Annotated in this window: 17 protein-coding genes; 9 read left to right on the plus strand and 8 right to left on the minus strand. The window is 62.6% G+C overall.

The genetic code is table 11. The annotated features are described in order from the left end of the window. Positions 1-12: 12 nt before the first annotated feature. Complete coding sequence (locus tag K6N12_RS00630; protein WP_183854567.1) at positions 13-2,109, minus strand: bifunctional rhamnulose-1-phosphate aldolase/short-chain dehydrogenase; 2,097 nt, start codon at positions 2,107-2,109, stop codon at positions 13-15. A 197-nt stretch (positions 2,110-2,306) separates the two neighbouring features. Here K6N12_RS00630 and K6N12_RS00635 point away from each other — a divergent pair, with 197 nt between their 5' ends. The 9 genes from K6N12_RS00635 to K6N12_RS00675 all read left to right on the plus strand — a co-directional run bounded on the left by K6N12_RS00635 (position 2,307) and on the right by K6N12_RS00675 (position 11,204). Further along, positions 2,307-3,119 (plus strand): DeoR/GlpR family DNA-binding transcription regulator, encoded by an 813-nt coding sequence (locus tag K6N12_RS00635; protein WP_097628961.1) that lies wholly within the window; start codon positions 2,307-2,309, stop codon positions 3,117-3,119. A 48-nt stretch (positions 3,120-3,167) separates the two neighbouring features. Further along, a complete protein-coding gene (rhaS, locus tag K6N12_RS00640; RefSeq protein ID WP_183778074.1) occupies positions 3,168-4,163 on the plus strand; it encodes a rhamnose ABC transporter substrate-binding protein in 996 nt (331 codons plus the stop codon). Positions 4,164-4,235: 72 nt separating this feature from the next. Then, on the plus strand, positions 4,236-5,771 hold the full coding sequence (locus K6N12_RS00645; RefSeq protein WP_183778072.1) for a sugar ABC transporter ATP-binding protein: 1,536 nt from the start codon (positions 4,236-4,238) through the stop codon (positions 5,769-5,771). 9 nt (positions 5,772-5,780) lie between these two features. Beyond that, complete coding sequence (locus K6N12_RS00650) at positions 5,781-6,782, plus strand: ABC transporter permease (RefSeq protein WP_097628958.1); 1,002 nt, start codon at positions 5,781-5,783, stop codon at positions 6,780-6,782. Continuing rightward, positions 6,779-7,786, plus strand: a complete 1,008-nt coding sequence (locus tag K6N12_RS00655; protein ID WP_097628957.1) for an ABC transporter permease — start codon at positions 6,779-6,781, stop codon at positions 7,784-7,786. The genes K6N12_RS00650 and K6N12_RS00655 overlap by 4 nt, the downstream gene beginning before the upstream one ends. After that, entirely contained in the window at positions 7,783-8,103 is a 321-nt protein-coding gene (rhaM, locus tag K6N12_RS00660; RefSeq protein WP_097628956.1) for an L-rhamnose mutarotase, read from the plus strand. Before K6N12_RS00655 ends, rhaM begins: the two co-directional genes overlap by 4 nt. Then, a complete protein-coding gene (locus K6N12_RS00665; RefSeq protein WP_183778070.1) occupies positions 8,100-9,479 on the plus strand; it encodes an FGGY-family carbohydrate kinase in 1,380 nt (459 codons plus the stop codon). Before rhaM ends, K6N12_RS00665 begins: the two co-directional genes overlap by 4 nt. A gap of 89 nt (positions 9,480-9,568) precedes the next feature. Next, positions 9,569-10,327, plus strand: a complete 759-nt coding sequence (locus K6N12_RS00670; protein ID WP_183778069.1) for a fumarylacetoacetate hydrolase family protein — start codon at positions 9,569-9,571, stop codon at positions 10,325-10,327. Positions 10,328-10,424: 97 nt separating this feature from the next. Next, the gene (locus tag K6N12_RS00675) at positions 10,425-11,204 is read left to right on the plus strand and encodes an ABC transporter ATP-binding protein (protein WP_183778061.1); all 780 of its coding nucleotides are present in this window, start codon (positions 10,425-10,427) and stop codon (positions 11,202-11,204) included. Between the two features lie 7 nt (positions 11,205-11,211). Here the strand turns inward: K6N12_RS00675 and mmsB are convergent, their stop codons facing one another. The 7 genes from mmsB to K6N12_RS00710 form a co-directional block, all read right to left on the minus strand. Beyond that, complete coding sequence (gene mmsB, locus K6N12_RS00680) at positions 11,212-12,093, minus strand: 3-hydroxyisobutyrate dehydrogenase (protein WP_183778059.1); 882 nt, start codon at positions 12,091-12,093, stop codon at positions 11,212-11,214. Positions 12,094-12,102: 9 nt separating this feature from the next. Then, positions 12,103-13,698 (minus strand): GMC family oxidoreductase, encoded by a 1,596-nt coding sequence (locus K6N12_RS00685; RefSeq protein WP_183778057.1) that lies wholly within the window; start codon positions 13,696-13,698, stop codon positions 12,103-12,105. A gap of 68 nt (positions 13,699-13,766) precedes the next feature. Beyond that, a complete protein-coding gene (locus K6N12_RS00690; RefSeq protein WP_131710857.1) occupies positions 13,767-14,756 on the minus strand; it encodes a branched-chain amino acid ABC transporter permease in 990 nt (329 codons plus the stop codon). Position 14,757: 1 nt separating this feature from the next. Then, positions 14,758-15,645, minus strand: coding sequence for a branched-chain amino acid ABC transporter permease (locus K6N12_RS00695; RefSeq protein WP_003553893.1), 888 nt, complete (start codon positions 15,643-15,645; stop codon positions 14,758-14,760). Between the two features lie 4 nt (positions 15,646-15,649). After that, on the minus strand, positions 15,650-16,351 hold the full coding sequence (locus K6N12_RS00700; protein ID WP_222148570.1) for an ABC transporter ATP-binding protein: 702 nt from the start codon (positions 16,349-16,351) through the stop codon (positions 15,650-15,652). Next, entirely contained in the window at positions 16,351-17,133 is a 783-nt protein-coding gene (locus K6N12_RS00705) for an ABC transporter ATP-binding protein (RefSeq protein WP_097628949.1), read from the minus strand. The genes K6N12_RS00700 and K6N12_RS00705 overlap by 1 nt, the downstream gene beginning before the upstream one ends. 5 nt (positions 17,134-17,138) lie before the next feature. Continuing rightward, positions 17,139-18,344 carry an ABC transporter substrate-binding protein gene (locus K6N12_RS00710; RefSeq protein WP_097628948.1) on the minus strand — a complete coding sequence of 402 codons (1,206 nt, stop codon included), beginning with the start codon at positions 18,342-18,344 and terminating at the stop codon, positions 17,139-17,141. Positions 18,345-18,508 lie beyond the last annotated feature (164 nt).

The following is an 18,508-nucleotide window of genomic DNA, read 5'->3' on the forward strand; positions in this document are numbered from 1 at the left end:
CGCCGATCAAAATTACCGCGTAAAGCTCTGCACGTTGCCGGCATCGACGTTGATGATATTGCCGGTCGATTTTGCCGAAAGGTCCGATGCCAGGAAATAGATCGCCTCGGCGATATCCTCCGGAAACACGTTGAGTTTCAGCATCGAACGCTTGCGGTAATGTTCCTCGAGATCATCCACCTCGATCTTCGAGGAGGCGGCGCGCTGCTCGCGCCATTCGCCGCTCCAGATCTTCGAACCGCGCAGCACCGCATCCGGGTTGACCGTGTTGACGCGGATGCCGGCATCGGCACCTTCCAGCGCCAGGCAGCGGGCGAGATGGATCTCGGCGGCCTTTGCGGTGCAATAGGCAGCGGCATTCGGCGAAGCGGCGAGACCGTTTTTCGAGGCGACGAAGACGATGTTGCCGCCGAGCGCCTGACGGCGGAACAGGCGGAAGGCTTCGCGCGAAACCAGGAAATAGCCGGTCGCCAGAATATCGATATTGCGGTTCCACGTCGCAAGCTCGGTGGCTTCGATCGGCGCGGAGGAGGCAATGCCAGCATTCGAGACGAGGATATCGATGCCGCCGAATTCGACCGAGGCTTCCGCAAAGGAGGCGATCACCGCATCTTCCTTGGTGACGTCAAGCCGGACGCTGCGCACCGCGTCGGCGCCAAACTTCTTGACGAAATCGGCCTCGGTGCCCTCAAGCGCCGCCTGGTCGATATCGGCAAGCACCACGCAGGCGCCCTCGCCGACGAGGCGCGCAGCGGTCGCCCGGCCGATGCCGCCGGCGCCGCCGGTGACGAAGGCCACTCGGCCGGCGAGGCTCTTCGGCTTCGGCATGCGCTGCAGCTTGGCCTCTTCGAGAAGCCAGTATTCGATATCGAAGGCTTCCTGCTCCGGCAGGCCCTGATATTCCGAGACCGTCGAAGCGCCGCGCATGACGTTGATGGCGTTGACATAGAATTCGCTGGCGATGCGCGCCGTCGCCTTGTCGCGGGCGAAGGACAGCATGCCGACGCCGGGAACGAGGAAGATGACCGGATTGGCGTCGCGCATGGCGGGCGAATTGTCATGCTTGCAGTCGTTGTAATAGCGGGCGTAATCGGCGCGGTAATCCTCCAGCGCCTGGTCGAGGCCGGCAACGATCGCGTCGACATCCGGCTTGGCGGGATCGAAATCGACGATCAGCGGGCGGATCTTGGTGCGCAGGAAATGATCGGGGCAGCTGGTGCCGAGCGCGCCGAGCGGGCGCAAATCCTTCGAATTGACGAATTCGAGCACGGCGTCCTGATCGTCGAAATGACCGAGCTTGCGCTCCTGCTTGCCGATGCGGCCGCGAATCTCAGGCATCAGCCGGGCAGCGATGGCGCGGCGTTCGGCAACCGGCAGACTCTCAGCGACGGCACCGCCGAAAATCGTCTTGCCTTCAGTCTTTTCGGCAAACCAGACGATCGCCTTGTTGATGATATCGAGCGTCAGCTCGTAGCAGGCCTTGGCATCATCAGCCCAGGTAAAGAGGCCGTGGCTTTCGAGCACGACGCCCTTGGCATTCGGGTTCGCCTTGACGAAGGCTTCGAGATCGAGGCCGAGCTGGAAGCCCGGACGGCGCCAGGGCAGCCAGCCAATCTCGGCGCCGAAGATCTGCTGCGTCAGCTCTTTGGAATTCTTCGATGCGGCAATGGCGATGATGGCGTCGGGATGCATGTGATCAACATGGGTGAACGGCACGAAGCCGTGCAGCGGCGTGTCGATCGAAGCGGCGCGGGCATTGAGGTTGAAGGTACAATGCGGCAGGAAGCCGACCATGCGGTCCTCGTCTTCGACGCCCTTATAGATTGATTTCAGCGCTTCCAGCTTGTCCTGGTAGAGTGTGGCAAAGCCGTCGAGCTTGATGGTGCCGACATCGCCGCCGGAGCCCTTGACCCAGAGCACCTTGACCGTGCCGCTGGTCAGCGGATCGGTCTCCATCACCTTCGCCGAGGTGTTGCCGCCGCCGTAATTGGTGATGCGCTTGTCGGCGCCGAGCAGGTTGGAGCGATAGAGCAGCTTGCCGGGCTCATCGAGGCCTGCCGCATATGCATCATCCCACCGGTTATCCAGAAGCCGGACGTTCGCCGCCATATCATCCTCCCATATAGGCTTGTCAGGGGCCGCGATCAGCGCGCCCTTTCGCTCACGGTATCGCGCATCAAAAGTGTGCTTGTCAATCGAAAACGATCATATTCGATTATGCTGCATCGCAATATGAAAATTTATGATCGTTTGTGATTGACAGTCATTAAGGGATGCGAAATAAATGTGACAAGAGGAGGAGCCCAATGCACGAACGCGAACGCCATCGCATCATCTTAAGCGCTGTTCAGGAAAAGTCGGTGGTGACGATCCAGGACATTGCCGAGCTGACGGAAGCTTCCGAAGCGACGATCCGGCGCGACATTGCGGCTCTTCATGTGCAGGGCAAGATCCGTCGCGTCCGCGGCGGCGCCGAAGCGGTGCATCCGCCGCAGCTCGGCAATCTCGCCGGCCGGCCCTTCCGGGTTTCAGAATCAGTCAACATCGATAAAAAACGTGCAATTGCCCGCGCAGCTGTCGATCTCTGCGAAGCGGGCGATGCCATCATCATCAACGGCGGCACGACAACCTTCCAGATGGTGCATTACATGGCCGGCCATCGCCTGCAGGTGATGACCAATTCTTTTGCCATCGCCGAACATCTGGTCAAACATTCCAAAAACACGGTGACGGTGCCGGGCGGCGCGATCTATCGCGAGCAGAGCCTCATCCTGTCGCCTTTCGACAATGACGCGATCCGCAATTTTTATGCGCGACGCATGTTCATCGGCGCCCAGGGCGTCGGCCCGCTCGGCATCATGGAGGCGGACGCCCTCATCATTCAGAGCGAGCAGAAGCTGATGCACCAGGCCGACGAACTCGTCGTCATGGTCGATTCAAGCAAATTCAATCGCCGGTCGAGCCTCATTCTCTGCGCGCTCGACCGCGTCTCTGCGATCATCACCGATGACGGGATTTCGGAAGAGGCAGCTCGCATGGTCGAGAATGCCGGTGTCCGGCTGGTTGTCGCGACCCCGGTGGCGCAGCTTGCGAAGGAGGATTCCTCGTCGGTCGCATGAGGCGCCGCCGAGGTGTGGAAGTCTAAATCTTAATGGGAGGAAAGTGACATGAAATTCGCAAAGACACTGGCGCTCGGCGCAGCGCTTGCCGTCGCTATGATGGCCGGCACTGCCAGCGCCAAGGACATCAAGATCGGCCTCGTCGTCAAATCGCTCGGCAACGGCTTCTTCGACGCCGCCAACAAGGGCGCCCAGGAAGCCGCCAAGGAACTCGGCGGCGTAGAAGTGATCTACACCGGCCCGACCTCGACGACGGCCGAAGGCCAGATCGAAGTCATCAACTCGCTGATCGCCCAGGGCGTCGACGCCATCGCCGTCTCGGCCAACGATCCGGATGCACTTGTCCCCGCACTGAAGAAGGCGACCCAGCGCGGCATCAAGGTCATCTCCTGGGATTCGGGCGTTGCGCCGGAAGGCCGTATCCTGCAGCTCAACCCTTCGTCCAACGAGCTGATCGGCAAGATGTGCCTGACGCTCGTCAAGGACCATCTCGACGGCGGCAAGGGTGACTTCGCCATCCTGTCGGCAACCACCACCTCGACCAACCAGAACATCTGGATCGACCAGATGAAGAAGCAGCTCAAGGATTTCCCGGGTCTCAACCTCGTCACCACGGTTTACGGCGACGACCTCTCGGACAAGTCCTATCGTGAAGCCGAAGGCCTCTTGAAGTCGAACCCGAACGTCAAGGTCATCGTCGCTCCGACGACGGTCGGCGTTCTCGCCGCTTCCAAGGTCGTCGAAGACAAGGGTCTCGTCGGCAAGGTCTACGTCACCGGCCTCGGCCTGCCGTCCGAAATGGCCGGCGCGATCAAGTCGGGCGCCACCAAGGAATTCGCCATCTGGAACCCGATCGACCTCGGCTACTCCGCAACCCAGATCGCCTATCACCTGGCAAAGGGTGATGCCGATGGCAAGCCGGGCAGCGAAATCGAAGCCGGCCGCATGGGCAAGATCAAGATCGGCGACAACGGCGAAGCCGCTATGGCCGATCCCTTCGTCTACAATGCTGCGAACATCGACCAGTTCTCCAAGGTCTTCTGATCCACAGCCGACGAATAAGATCCCGGCGGCCTTGCCGCCGGGATTTCCCTTTCGACATTTGGTAGAAATCTGATGAACGCCGCCTTTCAACAAACCGTCACGGACAGCAAAACCGGCGATGCGCCCGCCATTCTGGAAATGCGCGGCATCTCCCAGATCTTTCCGGGCGTGAAAGCGCTCGACAATGTCAGCATCGCCCTTCATCCCGGCACGGTGACGGCGCTGATCGGCGAAAACGGTGCCGGCAAATCGACGCTCGTCAAGATCCTGACCGGCATCTACCGGCCGAACGAAGGCGAGATCCTGGTCGACGGCCGGCCGACGAGTTTTGCCAGCGCCCAGGCGGCAATCGATGCCGGCGTCACCGCCATCCATCAGGAAACCGTGCTTTTTGACGAGCTGACGGTTGCCGAAAACATCTTCCTCGGCCATGCGCCGCGCACGCGCCTGCGCACCATCGACTGGCAGGCGATGAACAACCGCTCGAAGACGCTGCTGACCGCGCTCGAAAGCAATATCGATCCGACCATCCGGCTCAAGGACCTCTCCATTGCGCAGCGCCATCTGGTGGCGATCGCCCGCGCTCTGTCGATCGAGGCCCGCATCGTCATTATGGACGAGCCGACGGCCGCCCTTTCCCGCAAGGAAATCGACGATCTCTTCCGCATTGTCCGGGGCCTGAAGGAACAGGGCAAGGCGATCCTCTTCATCAGCCACAAGTTCGATGAGGTTTACGAAATCGCCGACGATTTCGTCGTCTTCCGCGACGGCCGCGCCATCGGCCAGGGCCGGCTCAAGGACACGCCGCAGGACGAGATCGTCCGCATGATGGTCGGCCGCGACGTCGAGAACGCTTTCCCGAAGATCAATGTCGCCATTGGCGGCCCGGTGCTGGAAATCCGCAACTACAGCCACCGCACCGAATTCCGCGACATTTCCTTCACCCTGCGCAAGGGCGAGATTCTCGGCATTTACGGGCTGATCGGCGCCGGCCGCTCGGAACTCTCCCAATCCCTCTTCGGCATCACCCGGCCGCTCTGCGGCACGATGATGCTCGAAGGCCGCGAGATCACCATCCATTCGCCACAGGATGCGATCCGCGCCGGCATCGTCTATGTGCCGGAAGAACGCGGCCGGCACGGGCTGGCACTGCCGATGCCGATCTTCCAGAACATGACGCTGCCCTCGCTCACCCGCACCTCGCGCCGCGGCTTTCTGAGAGCGGCGGAAGAATTCGCGCTTGCGCGCAAATATGCCGAGCGGCTGGATCTGCGCGCCGCCGCGCTTTCCGTGCCGGTCGGCACGCTGTCGGGCGGCAACCAGCAGAAAGTCGTCATCGGCAAATGGCTGGCGACGTCGCCGAAGGTGATCATTCTCGACGAACCCACAAAGGGCATCGACATCGGCTCGAAGGCGGCCGTGCACGGCTTTATCAGCGAACTTGCCGCCGAGGGCCTGTCGATCATCATGGTCTCTTCCGAACTGCCCGAGATCATCGGCATGTCGGACCGGGTTCTGGTGATGAAGGAAGGGCTCGCCGCCGGAATTTTCGAGCGGGCCGAACTGTCGCCGGAAGCGCTGGTGCGCGCCGCCACCGGCAATGCATGAGGTAGAAGTATGGCAAGACTGATCAGAAAACGCGAAACCCTGCTGTTCCTCATCATCGTCGTGATGATCGCGATCTTTTCGACGCGGGCAGCCGATTTCGCCACACCGGACAATCTCGCCGGGATCTTCAACGACACCTCGATCCTGATCATCCTGGCGCTGGCGCAGATGACGGTCATCCTGACGAAATCGATCGACCTGTCGGTCGCCGCCAATCTCGCCTTTACCGGCATGGCGATCGCGATGATGAATGCCGCCCATCCCGATCTGCCGCTCGTCGTGCTGATCCTGATGGCTATCGTCATCGGCGCCTGTCTCGGCGCGATCAACGGCTTTCTCGTCTGGGCGCTGGAAATCCCGCCGATCGTCGTCACCCTCGGCACGCTCACCATCTATCGCGGTATGGCCTTCGTGCTCTCGGGCGGAGCCTGGGTCAACGCCCACCAGATGACGCCGATCTTCCTGTCCGTGCCGCGCACGCCGATCCTCGGTCTGCCCGTGCTCGGCTGGGTCGGCATTATCATCGTGCTGCTGATGTATGTGCTGCTTCGATATACCCAGTTCGGCCGCTCGGCCTATGCGACCGGCGGCAATCCGACCGCCGCCGTCTATGCCGGCATCGATACGGGCTGGACAAAATTCCTCGCCTTCGTTCTGTCAGGGGCGCTCGCCGGGCTTTCGAGCTATCTCTGGGTATCGCGTTATGCCGTCGCCTATGTCGATATCGCCAACGGCTTCGAGCTCGACAGCGTGGCTGCCTGCGTCATCGGCGGCATATCGATTGCCGGCGGCGTCGGCTCGGTCGCCGGCACTGTGCTCGGCGCGCTCTTCCTCGGCGTCATCAAGAATGCGCTGCCGGTGATCGGCATTTCACCCTTCACCCAGATGGCGATCTCCGGAACCGTCATCATTCTCGCCGTCGCCTTCAACGCCCGGCGTGAACGCAACCGGGGCCGCATCATCCTGCGCGACCGCGCCGCAGCCGAGATCAGAACGGGGGCCGCAGCATGAGCACCGTGTCCACACCCGAAAAGCGGGTCATCCCCGATCGCCTCGGCACGCCGTTGCGGCGCATCGTCGCCAGCTGGGAAGTGCTGCTCTTTGGCGTCGCCGTCCTGATCTTCATCTTCAATTCCCTGGCCTCGCCCTATTTCCTCGATGCCTGGAACCTCTCGGACGCCACCTTCAACTTCACGGAAAAGGCGATGATCGCCTTCGCCATGGCGCTGCTCGTCATCTCGGGCGAAATCGACCTGTCGGTCGCTGCGATCATCGCGCTCGCTTCGACGGCGATGGGGGCGGCAGCCCAGTTCGGCATCGGCACGCCGGGCCTGGTGCTGATCGGCATCGGCACCGGCCTTGTCTGTGGCACCTTCAACGGCGTCCTGGTCTCGGTGCTGAAACTGCCGTCAATCGTCGTCACCATCGGTACGATGAGTCTTTTCCGCGGCATTTCCTATATCGTGCTCGGCGATCAGGCCTATGGCAAATATCCCGCCGACTTCGCCTATTTCGGCCAGGGTTATGTCGTCTGGGTATTCTCCTTCGAATTCGTGCTGTTCATCGTGCTGGCGATCGCCTTCGCCATTCTGCTGCATGCGACGAATTTCGGCCGGCAGGTCTATGCGATCGGCAATAACGACTTTGCCGCCCGCTTCTCCGGCATCCCGGTCGAGCGCGTCAAATTCATCCTCTTCCTGCTGACCGGCATCATGAGCGGCATCGCCGCCGTCTGTCTGACCTCGCGCCTCGGCTCGACCCGGCCGTCGATCGCGCAAGGCTGGGAGCTCGAGGTTGTCACCATGGTCGTGCTCGGCGGCATCTCGATCCTCGGCGGCTCCGGCACGATCGGCGGCGTCGTCATCGCCGCCTTCGTCATGGGCCTCGTCACCTTCGGCCTCGGCCTGCTGAACGTGCCCGGCATCGTCATGTCGATCTTCATCGGCCTGCTCCTCATCATCACCATTGCCATCCCGATCATCGCCCGCCGCATCAAGCTCATGAGTTCCCGATGACTTTGGAAAAACACGCCTTCAAGATGCAGCTCAATCCCGGCATGGAAGCCGAATACCGCAAGCGGCATGACGAAATCTGGCCGGAACTGGTCGATCTCCTGCATCAGTCGGGGGCCAGCGACTATTCCATCCATCTCGACCGTCAGACCAATACCCTGTTCGGCGTGTTGACGCGGCCGGCCGACCACACCATGGCGAGCCTGCCGGAACATCCGGTCATGAAGAAATGGTGGGCACACATGGCCGACATCATGGCTGTAAATCCGGATAATTCGCCTGTTCAAAGCGACCTCGTCACCCTCTTCCATATGCCATGACCGCTCCCTCCTATCGCCGCATCGCCGTACTCGACATCGGCAAGACCAATGCCAAGGTTGTCGTGCTCGACAGCGGGACGGGCGCCGAGATCGCCGTGCTGAAACGGCCGAACGTTACGATAAAGACCGGCCCCTACCCGCATTACGACATAGAGGCGCTCTGGTCCTTCGCGCTCGATGCGTTGAAGCGCCTGGCGAGGGAACCGGGCTTCGACGCCATTTCGATCACCACCCACGGCGCCGCAGCCGCCCTGCTCGATCGGCACGGTGAACTCGCCATGCCTGTGATCGACTACGAACATGAATACCCCGAGGAAATCCGCGATGCCTATACGGCCTTGCGTCCCGCCTTCGACGAAACCTTCTCGCCGCGGCTTACGATGGGCCTCAATGTCGGCGCACAGCTGCACTACCAGAAGAGCGCCTTCCCCGAGGCATTCGCCAAGGTCGCGACTATTCTCACCTATGCGCAATATTGGACGGCGCGGCTGACCGGTGTCGCCGCCAACGAGCTGACCTCGCTCGGCTGCCACACCGACCTCTGGAACCCGAAAACATCAGACTATTCGTCGCTCGTCGACAGGCTCGGCATCCGCGCGCTGATGGCGCCGATCCGCTCCGCCTTCGATGCGCTCGGCCCGGTCCTGCCCGGGATCGCCGAAGAGCTCGGGCTTGCCGCGCCGGTGCGGGTTTATTGCGGCATTCACGATTCCAACGCCTCGCTGCTGCCGCATCTGGTCCATCGGGAAGCCCCCTTCGCCGTCGTCTCCACCGGCACCTGGGTCATCAATTTCGGCGTCGGCGGCGATCTCGATCACCTCGATGCCAAACGCGATGCGCTCGCCAATGTCGATGCCTATGGCCGGGCCGTCCCCTCCTCGCGTTTCATGGGCGGGCGGGAGTTCGAAATCCTTTCGGCCGAGATCGGTCCCGTCGGTGAAAAGGCCGCCCAGGCGGCGATCGGCCCAGCCATCGAAAAGGGCGTGATGCTGCTGCCTAACATGGCCCCCGGCTCCGGACCTTTTCCCGGCAAGGCAAGCCGCTGGATCGGCGCCGAAGGAGCGAGCCGCGAGGAGCGCCACGCCGCCGCTTGCCTCTATCTCGCTTTGATGACCGATGCCTGTCTCGGACTGATCGGCGCCAAAGGCCCGGTTATCGTCGAGGGTCCCTTTGCGCTCAACGAGACCTATCTGAAGCTGCTTGCGGCGCTTGCCGGCCGCGAGGTCCTCGCCCTTCCCGGCTCGACCGGCACCAGCCAGGGTGCCGCCCTTCTCACCGGCATCCGGCCGGTATCCGGCGCCGAAACGCGTGTTCCGCCTGCCGAGATCGCGGAGCTGGCCGCCTATCGCGATCGCTGGTACGCGGCGATGGAATAAGAGCTTTTCCAAATACGGCTCAACAACGTCCTTGCTCCCCCCTGCCTTGCGGTTAGTGTGCCCCTCGAAAATCAATTCGAGGAGACAGCATGACAGAGACATTCGATCCGCGCGGGCTCGCGGCCCGGCTTCATAGCCTGCGCCAGGCCGGCAGGCAGGAGGAAACCGGCACTTTCACGCTGCCGGCCGATCTGCATCAGGCGATGGAGGCGCAGAATTTCCTGACTTCCGCCGACGACATCTCCAGCAATGCCTGGAAGGTGACGGTCTCGCCGCAGGGCCAGGCGGTCACCGCACCGCTGCATCCCTATGCCGAGGCCGCCTCGAGCGCCAGCATCCCCTGGTATCCGGGCATGAAATTCGAAACCGAGATCGCCGTGCGCCTTGGCAAGGATCTGCCGATCCGCACCGGCACTCCCTATAGCCGCGCCGACACGGTCGAGGCGATCTCCGCTGTCCATCTCGGCGCCGAGCTGCTGGTCAGCGCCGTCAAGGAAGGCGGCAGCGTCTCCTTTCTGCTGTTTACATCAGACCGCCTCGGCAACAGCGGCTACGTCCTCGGCCCGCAGCTCGACAAAAGCGCCGTCGATACCGCCGTCGGCACGCCGCTCAAGGTCACCCATGGCGGCCGCACGATCTATGACGGTCCGGCCCAGCATCCGAAGGGTGACGTTCTCACCTGGCTGGTCGATTACGCCAATGACGGTCTGCGCCCCGAGACATCGCTGAAGGCAGGCGCGCTGATCACCACAGGTACGTTGAGCGGCGCGATCGAACTGACCGAACCTGGCGAGATCGACATCCTGTTCGGGGACAGCAAACTGCACTTCTCCGTGTCGAAGGGTTAATGTCCGAAGCGTAAGTTGACAATTCCGGTTTAGTTTTGCAAGGAAAGGGAGGGTTCGCCCTCCCCGAACCCGTGCGACACCGAACCCGGAGCAGACCATGCCTTCGCCTTTCCTTGCCCTGTCGGGAATCGAATATGCCATCGGGCCGAAATCCATCCTGCGTGGCATCGACCTGACGCTCGAGCAGGGCCGTATCTACGGTCTGGTGGGGCCGAACGGCTCCGGCAAAAGCACGCTTTTGAAGATCATCGCCCGCCAGGTCGCGCCGAAATCCGGCGCCATCGCCTTCGGCGGCAAGCCGGCCGGTGATTGGGGCGCCCGCGAGTTTGCCCGGCATATCGCCTACATGCCGCAATTCACGCCGGCAACCGATGGGATGACCGTGCGGGAACTGATCGCGCTTGGCCGTTTTCCCTGGCACGGCACGCTCGGCCGCTTCACCGCCACCGATCGTAACAAGGTCGAGGACGCGATCGTCCGTACCGAGCTCGAGAATTTTGCCGACCGTCTCGTCGCCAACATGTCCGGCGGCGAGCGTCAGCGCGCCTGGATCGCCATGATGCTCGCCCAGGACGCCCGCTGCCTGCTGCTCGACGAGCCCACCTCCGCGCTCGACCTTGCCCATCAGGCAAGCGTCCTCTCATTGGTGCAGGAGCTCAGCCACGAACGCGGGCTGACCGTTATCATCGTGCTGCACGATATCAACCTCGCCGCACGCTATTGCGACGCGATCGTCGCGCTCAACCGCGGCCAGATCACCGCCGAAGGCACGCCTGGCGAGATCATGCAGGCTGACAAGCTGCACTCGATTTTCGGCGTCGGCATGGGCGTCTTTCCCCATCCGGTTCGAAACGAGCCGGTCAGCTATCTCCTGTAGGTTTCGTTTACGGCTTTTCCCGAAACATCTCGATGATGGCGGAGAAATCCCGTCCGCCGTTACCCTGCTTTTCGAAGAGCGCAAAAAGCTGGGCCGCTTCGGCACCCATCGGCGTTGACGCGCCGCTCGCCAGCGCTGCCTCCTGCGACAGTCTCAGATCCTTCAGCATCAGTGCCGCGGCAAAACCCGGCTTGTAGTCGTTGTTGGCCGGCGAGGTCGGCACCGGCCCGGGCACCGGGCAATAGGTATTGATCGACCAGCACTGGCCGGATGAAGTCGAGGCGACGTCGAACAGCGCTTGATGCGAGAGGCCGAGTTTTTCGGCGAGCACGAAGGCCTCGCATACGCCGACCATCGAGATGCCGAGGATCATGTTGTTGCAGATCTTTGCCGCCTGGCCGGCACCGGCCTCGCCGCAATGGACGATCTTCTTGCCCATCGCCTCGAGAATGGGTTTCGCCCTGGCGAAGGCCTCGTCCGAGCCGCCCGCCATGAAGGTCAGGGTGCCGGCGCTCGCCCCGCCGGTGCCGCCGGAGACGGGCGCGTCGAGCGACAGGCAGCTTGCGGCCTTGGCCATCTCATGCGCCTTGCGGCTGCTGTCGACGTCGATGGTGGAGCAATCGATGACAAGCGTGCCCTGCGCCGTGGCCTGCAGGATATCGGTCCAGGCCGTCAGCACGTGCCTGCCCTGCGGCAGCATCGTGATGACGATCTCCGCGTCCTTGACCGCCTGGCTGGCATGGCTTGCCGGCTTGACGCCGCCCGCCTCAGCCGCCTTCAGCACCGAGGCCGCGAGATCGAAGCCGAGGACCTCGTGACCCGATTTGACGAGATTGGCCGCCATCGGCCCGCCCATGTTGCCAAGCCCGATGAATGCGATCCTTGCCATGGTCTTCTCCTATCGATTGTCTTCGAGGATCATCGCCGCTGCCTTTTCGGCGATCATGATCGTCGGCGAATTGGTATTGCCCGAGGTGATCGACGGCATCACCGAGGCATCGGCGATCCTGAGCTTGCCGAGCGCCCGGAACCTCAGCCGCGGATCGACGACGCTGTCCCTGTCGGCGCCCATGCGGCAGGTGCCGACGGGATGGAAGATCGTCGTGCCGATATCGCCCGCCGCCCGCTCCAGATCGACTTCGGTCTGATAGGCGGGACCGGGCTTGAATTCCTCCGGCCGGAACCTCGCGAAGGAAGGCTGCGCGACGATCCTGCGCGTCAACCGTATCGAACGGACAGCTATGTCACGATCGCGCTGCGTCGAGAGGTACCTTGGGCTGATCGTCGGCTGCGCGGCAAAATCCGGGCTCGACAGGTGTACCGAGCCCCGGCTTTCCGGCCTCAGATTGCAGACGCTGGCCGTGATCGCCGGGAACGGATGGACGGGATCGCCGAACTTCTCCAGCGAGACCGGCTGTACGTGATATTGCAGGTCGGGCGTTTCCCGGTCCGGGCCCGAGCGGGTGAAGATGCCGAGCTGGCTCGGCGCCATCGCCATCGGCCCGGAGCGGCGGACGAGATATTCGAGCCCGATCGCCGCCTTGCCGATCAGCTTCGTCGCCTTCTCGTTCAGTGTCGGAACGCCGGTCACCTTATAGGCGAGCCGCAGTTGCAGATGGTCCTGCAGGTTCTCGCCAATGCCCTTCACCTCGGTGATGACATCGACGCCCGCCCGCTGGAGAACCTCGCCCCTGCCGATCCCTGAGAGCTCCAGAATATGCGGCGAACCGATCGACCCGGCCGAAAGGATGGTTTCCTTGCCCGCATAGGCACGTTTCGCCACGCCATCGTGCTGGAATTCGACACCGGCGACGGCCCCCTCCTCGACCAGCAGCCGCCGGACCTGCGCCTTGGTCAGAACGCTCAGGTTGGAGCGCTTGCGCGCCGGGCGCAGGAAGGCTTTGGAGGTGTTCCAGCGAATGCCGGAACGTTGGTTGACGTCGAAATAGCCGGAACCCTCGTTGCTGCCGCGGTTGAAATCCGCCGTCTCCGGAATGCCGGCTTCTCTCGCCGCCTGCTGAAAGGCATCGAGCACCGCCCAGCGCACCCGCGCTCTCTCGATGCGCCATTCGCCGCCGGCGCCGTGCATCTCGTCTTCGCCGCGATAAAAATCCTCGGACTTGCGGAAGAAGGGCAGGACATCGTCCCAGCCCCAGCCGCTGCAGCCCATCTGCAGCCAGAGATCGTAATCGCGCGCCTGGCCGCGCATATAGATCATGCCGTTGATCGACGAGCAGCCGCCGAGCACCTTGCCGCGGGGGTAGCTCAGCGCCCGGCCGTTCAATCCGGCTTCCGGCGCGGTGGTGAAACACCAGTCGGTGCGCGGATTGTTGATGCAATAGAGATAACCGACCGGGATGTGGATCCAATGGTAATTGTCGCTGCCCCCGGCTTCAAGCAGCAGCACCCGGCTCCGGCCATCGGCCGACAGCCGGTTGGCCAGCACGCAGCCGGCACTGCCCGCCCCGATGATGATATAGTCGTAACGATCCATGTGTGCCCTGCACGAACTCCAGATGCTTGCCGCTTCCCCTCCCCGCGGACGGGAAGAGGTCCGCCCGTTCAGCGGCGATAGACGAAGCCCAGCTTCCGCCCCAGCCGCGAAGCGTAGAATTCGCCGATGATGCCGCGGCGGAAGATCAGCACGCAGATCATGAAGACGATGCCGGTGATGATCGTCACCGGGAATTCCGAGGTGGCGAGGTAATTTTCCAGCGCCACCACCAGCCCGGCGCCGAAGAGCGGGCCGATCAGCGTGCCGATGCCGCCGAGCAGTGTCATCAGGATCACCTCGCCCGACATCTGCCAGGCGACGTCGGTCAGGGTCGCGAATTGGAAGACGATCGATTTCACCGCGCCCGCCAGCCCCGCAAGCGCTGCCGACATGACGAAGGCGCCGAGCTTGTAACGCGCCACGGAATAACCGAGCGAGATCGCCCGGTTTTCGTTCTCACGGATCGATTTGAGGATCATGCCGAAGGGCGAGTTGATGAAACGCCAGATGATCAGCACACCGACGATGAACACACCAAGCACGAAATAATACATGTTGGTGGAACTGTTCAGATCGATGAAGCCGAAGAGATGGCCGCGCGGCACCGACTGGATGCCGTCCTCGCCTTCGGTAAACTTCGCTTGCAGGCAGAAGAAGAAGAACATCTGCGACAGCGCCAGCGTGATCATCGCGAAGTAGATGCCTTGGCGGCGGATGGCGAAGAAGCCCATCACCAACCCGAGGAACGCCGCACCCGCCACGCCGATCAGGATTCCGAGTTCCGGCGGCAGGCCCCATGCCTTCACTGTATAGGCGGTGAAATAGGCCGCCCCGCCGAAGAAGGTGGCATGACCGAAGGACAGCAGGCCGGTATAGCCGAGCAGCAGGTTGAAGGCGCAGGCAAACAGCGCGAAGCACAGCAGCTTCATCAGGAAGATCGGATAGAAGAAGAACGGCGCCAGAAGCAGCAGCAGCAGCCCGATGGCGAGGAAGCCCGCCTGGACCGAAAGGGCGGTCCGGCTTCTTTCCGTTCGAATGGTGTCGGTGATGTCAGCCATGTCAAGCATCCCGGCCGAAGAGGCCCGCGGGCCTGATGAGAAGCACGATCGCCATGATGACGAAGATCACGATGTTTGAAGCCTCGGGATAGAAGACCTTGGTCAGGCCCTCGGCGATGCCGAGCACATAACCGGTGATGATCGCGCCCATGATCGATCCCATGCCGCCGACGACGACCACGGCGAAGACGACGATGATCATGTTCGAGCCCATCAGCGGCGAGACCTGGTAGATCGGCGCCGCCAGCACGCCGGCAAAGGCGGCAAGACCGGCGCCGAGCGCGTAGGTCAGCGTCAGCAGCACCGGCACGTTGACGCCGAAGACTTGCACCAGCACCGCGTTTTCGGTGGCGGCCCGGAGATAGGCACCGAGCTTGGTCTTCTCGATCAGCAGCCATGTGCCGAGGCAGACGACAAGCGAGACCACGACCACCCAGCCGCGATAGATCGGCAGGAACATGAAGCCGAGATTGGCCCCGCCGGCCAGTGCTGCCGGCGTCGCATAGGGCTGGCCGGAGGAGCCGTAGAGATAACGGAACGTGCCTTCGACCGCCAGCGCCAGCCCGAAGGTGAAGAGCAGGCCATAGAGAGGATCGAGATCGTAGAGCCGGCGCAGGAACAGCCGCTCGATGATCGCCCCGGCAAGGCCGACAATGACGGGCGCCAGGATCAGCGACGGCCAATAGCCGATGCCCGCATAGGTGAGCAGCAGATATGCGACGAAGGCGCCGAGCATATATTGCGCGCCATGGGCGAAATTGATCACCCTGAGCAGGCCGAAAATGATGGCGAGGCCAAGGCTGAGCAGCGCGTAGAACGAGCCGTTGATCAGGCCGATCAGCAGCTGGCCGAGCAGCGCCTGCAGGGGAATGCCGAAGATCATCGTCATCTGGTCACACTCCCAGAACCTTGTGCAGCGTATCCATGCGCTGCGGCAGTTCGCCGACCGGGAATTCCGACACCATCTGCCCATGATCCATCAGATAGAAGCGATCGGCAATACGGCTGGCGAAACGGAAATTCTGCTCGACGAGCAGGATCGTCATGCCGCGCCCTTTCAGCGTCTGCAGCACCTCGCCGATGCGCTGGACGATGACCGGGGCGAGCCCCTCCGTCGGTTCGTCGAGAATGAGCAGCCGGACGCCGGTGCGCAGGATCCGGGCGATCGCCAGCATCTGCTGCTCGCCGCCTGACAGTTTGGTGCCGGGGCTGCCGCGGCGTTCGTAGAGATTGGGGAAGAGCTCGTAGATCTCGTCGAGCGTCATGCCGCCTTTCGCCACGACAGGCGGCAGCAGCAGGTTTTCCGACACGGTGAGCGTCGAGAAGATGCCGCGCTCCTCCGGCACGAAGCCGATGCCGCGATGCGCCGTCTTGTGCAGCGGCACCTGCATCATGTCGCCGCCGCCAAAGCTGATCCTGCCCTTGCGGGCCCGCACGATGCCGGTGATGGTGCGCAGCGTCGTCGTCTTGCCGACGCCGTTGCGGCCGAGAATGGTGATCGTCTCGCCTTCGGCCACCCGCATGTCGACGCCGTGCAGGACATGGCTTTCGCCGTACCAGGCGTTCAATCCCTGAATTTCGAGGAGAGCGGCCATCAATGCTCCTCCGTGCCCATATAGGCCACGCGCACGCGCTCGTCCTGGCTGACAGTGGCATAATCGCCCTCGGCAAGGATCTCGCCGCGCTGCAGCACGGTGACATGCTGGCAGATATTGGCGACGACGGAGAGATTGTGCTCAACCATCAGCACCGCCCGGTCGCGGGCGACATCGCGGATGATCGCCGAGACGACGCCGACATCCTCAAGCCCCATGCCGGCCATCGGCTCGTCGAGCAGCAGCACCTTCGGATCGAGCGCCAGCGTCGTGGCGATCTCCAGCACCCGCTTGCGGCCGTAGGAAAGATCGGCGGCGATATGATCGCGCTCCTTGGAAAGCCCGACGCTGGCGAGCAGCTGCTCGGCGCGCTCGTTCAGCCGGTCGAGCGCCGAGAGCGGCCGCCAGAACTGGGTGGAAAGATTGTTCGGCCGTTGCAGCGCCACGCGCACATTGTCGAGAACGGAGAGATGCGGGAAGACCGCCGAGATCTGGAAGGAGCGCACCAGCCCCATGCGCGCCACCCTGTCGGGCGGCGTTCCGGTGATGTCGGTGCCCATCAGCGTGATCGTGCCCGATGTCGGCTGCAGGAACTTGGTCAGCAGGTTGAAGACCGTCGTCTTGCCGGCGCCGTTCGGGCCGATCAGCGCATGCACGCTGGCATCATGCACGTCGAGATCGACGTTCTTGACGGCGGTGAAGCCGCCGAAATCGCGGCGCAGGCCGCGGGCGGATAAGACCACCCGCGGTTTTTCCTTAGTTTCAATCGCGGAAACCGCCATTGCGCTCACTTCACCAGATCGCAGCCGCTCTTGGCGGGGTCGATATAGGCTTCCTTGCCAGGAATGGTGGCGAGAACGTTGAAGTAGTCCCACGGCTCCTTGCTGTCGGCCGGCTTCTTGACCTGCAGCAGGTACATGTCGTGGATCATGCGGCCGTTGGCGCCGACCGTGCCGCCGCGACCGAAGACGTCATCGACAGGCATTTCATGCAGCTGTTTGGCGACGGCTTCCGTCTCGTCGGTGCCGGCCTTCTGCACCGCCTTCAGATATTGCGTCACCGCCGAATAGGTGCCGGTGTGGATCATATTCGGCATCTTGCCGGTGCGGGCGAAGAATTTCTTGGCGAAGGCCCGGCTTTCGTCGTCGCGATTCCAGTAAAAACCTTCGGTGAGCGTCAACCCCTGCGCCGCTTCGAGGCCGAGGCCATGGACTTCGGCGAGCGTGAAGAGCAGCGCCGCCAGATGCTGGCCGCCCTGTGTGATGCCGAATTCGGCCGCCTGCTTGATGGCGTTCGAGGTATCGAGGCCGGCATTGGCAAGGCCGATCACCTTGGCGCCTGAGGATTGCGCCTGCAGCAGGAAGGACGAGAAATCCTGAGTCGACAGCGGATGGCGGACGGCGCCGACGACCGTGCCGCCGCTCGCCTTGACATAGTCGGTGGTCTGCTGCTCCAGCGAATAGCCGAAAGCATAGTCGGCGGTCAGGAAGAACCAGCTGTCGCCGCCCTGCTTGACCAGTGCACCGCCAGTGCCGACGGCGAGCGCATGGGTGTCGTAGGCCCAATGGAAGCCGTAGGGCGAGCAGGCCTTGCCGGTCAGATCGGTCGTCGCCGCACCGGTGACGATGTCGATCTTTTTCTTTTCCTTGGCGATCGCCTGCACGGCGAGCGCCACCGACGAGGTCGTCAGTTCCATGATCGCATCCACCTGCTCGGTGTCATACCACTGGCGGGCGATGTTGGAGGCAATATCAGGCTTGTTCTGGTGGTCTGCATCGACGATCTCGACCGGCACACCAAGTACCTTGCCGCCGAAATCCTCGACCGCCATCTTGGCGGCTTCGACGGAAGACTTGCCGCCAAAATCGGCATAGACGCCCGACTGGTCGTTCAGGATGCCGATCTTGACCTTGCCGTCGGTCGCGCTCTGCGCGAGCACCGCGGTGCTGCTCGCCAGCAGAAATGCAACTGATGCAACGAGATTCTTACGCATATTCTCTCCTCCCAGAGATGAGCCAGATTGCGGTTCTGTTCAGATTTGGCCAGCCGCACTCCTCAGAACGACGGACCCTCTCCCTACGATCACGGAAATTCCGCGTTGAAGCAACGGGTGGTTTACAACTAATTCCAAACAGTATCTGTTCGTTTTTGAACAGA

It is taken from the genome of Rhizobium redzepovicii, assembly GCF_019793435.1.
In the GTDB taxonomy this organism is placed as follows: Bacteria; Pseudomonadota; Alphaproteobacteria; order Rhizobiales; family Rhizobiaceae; genus Rhizobium; species Rhizobium redzepovicii.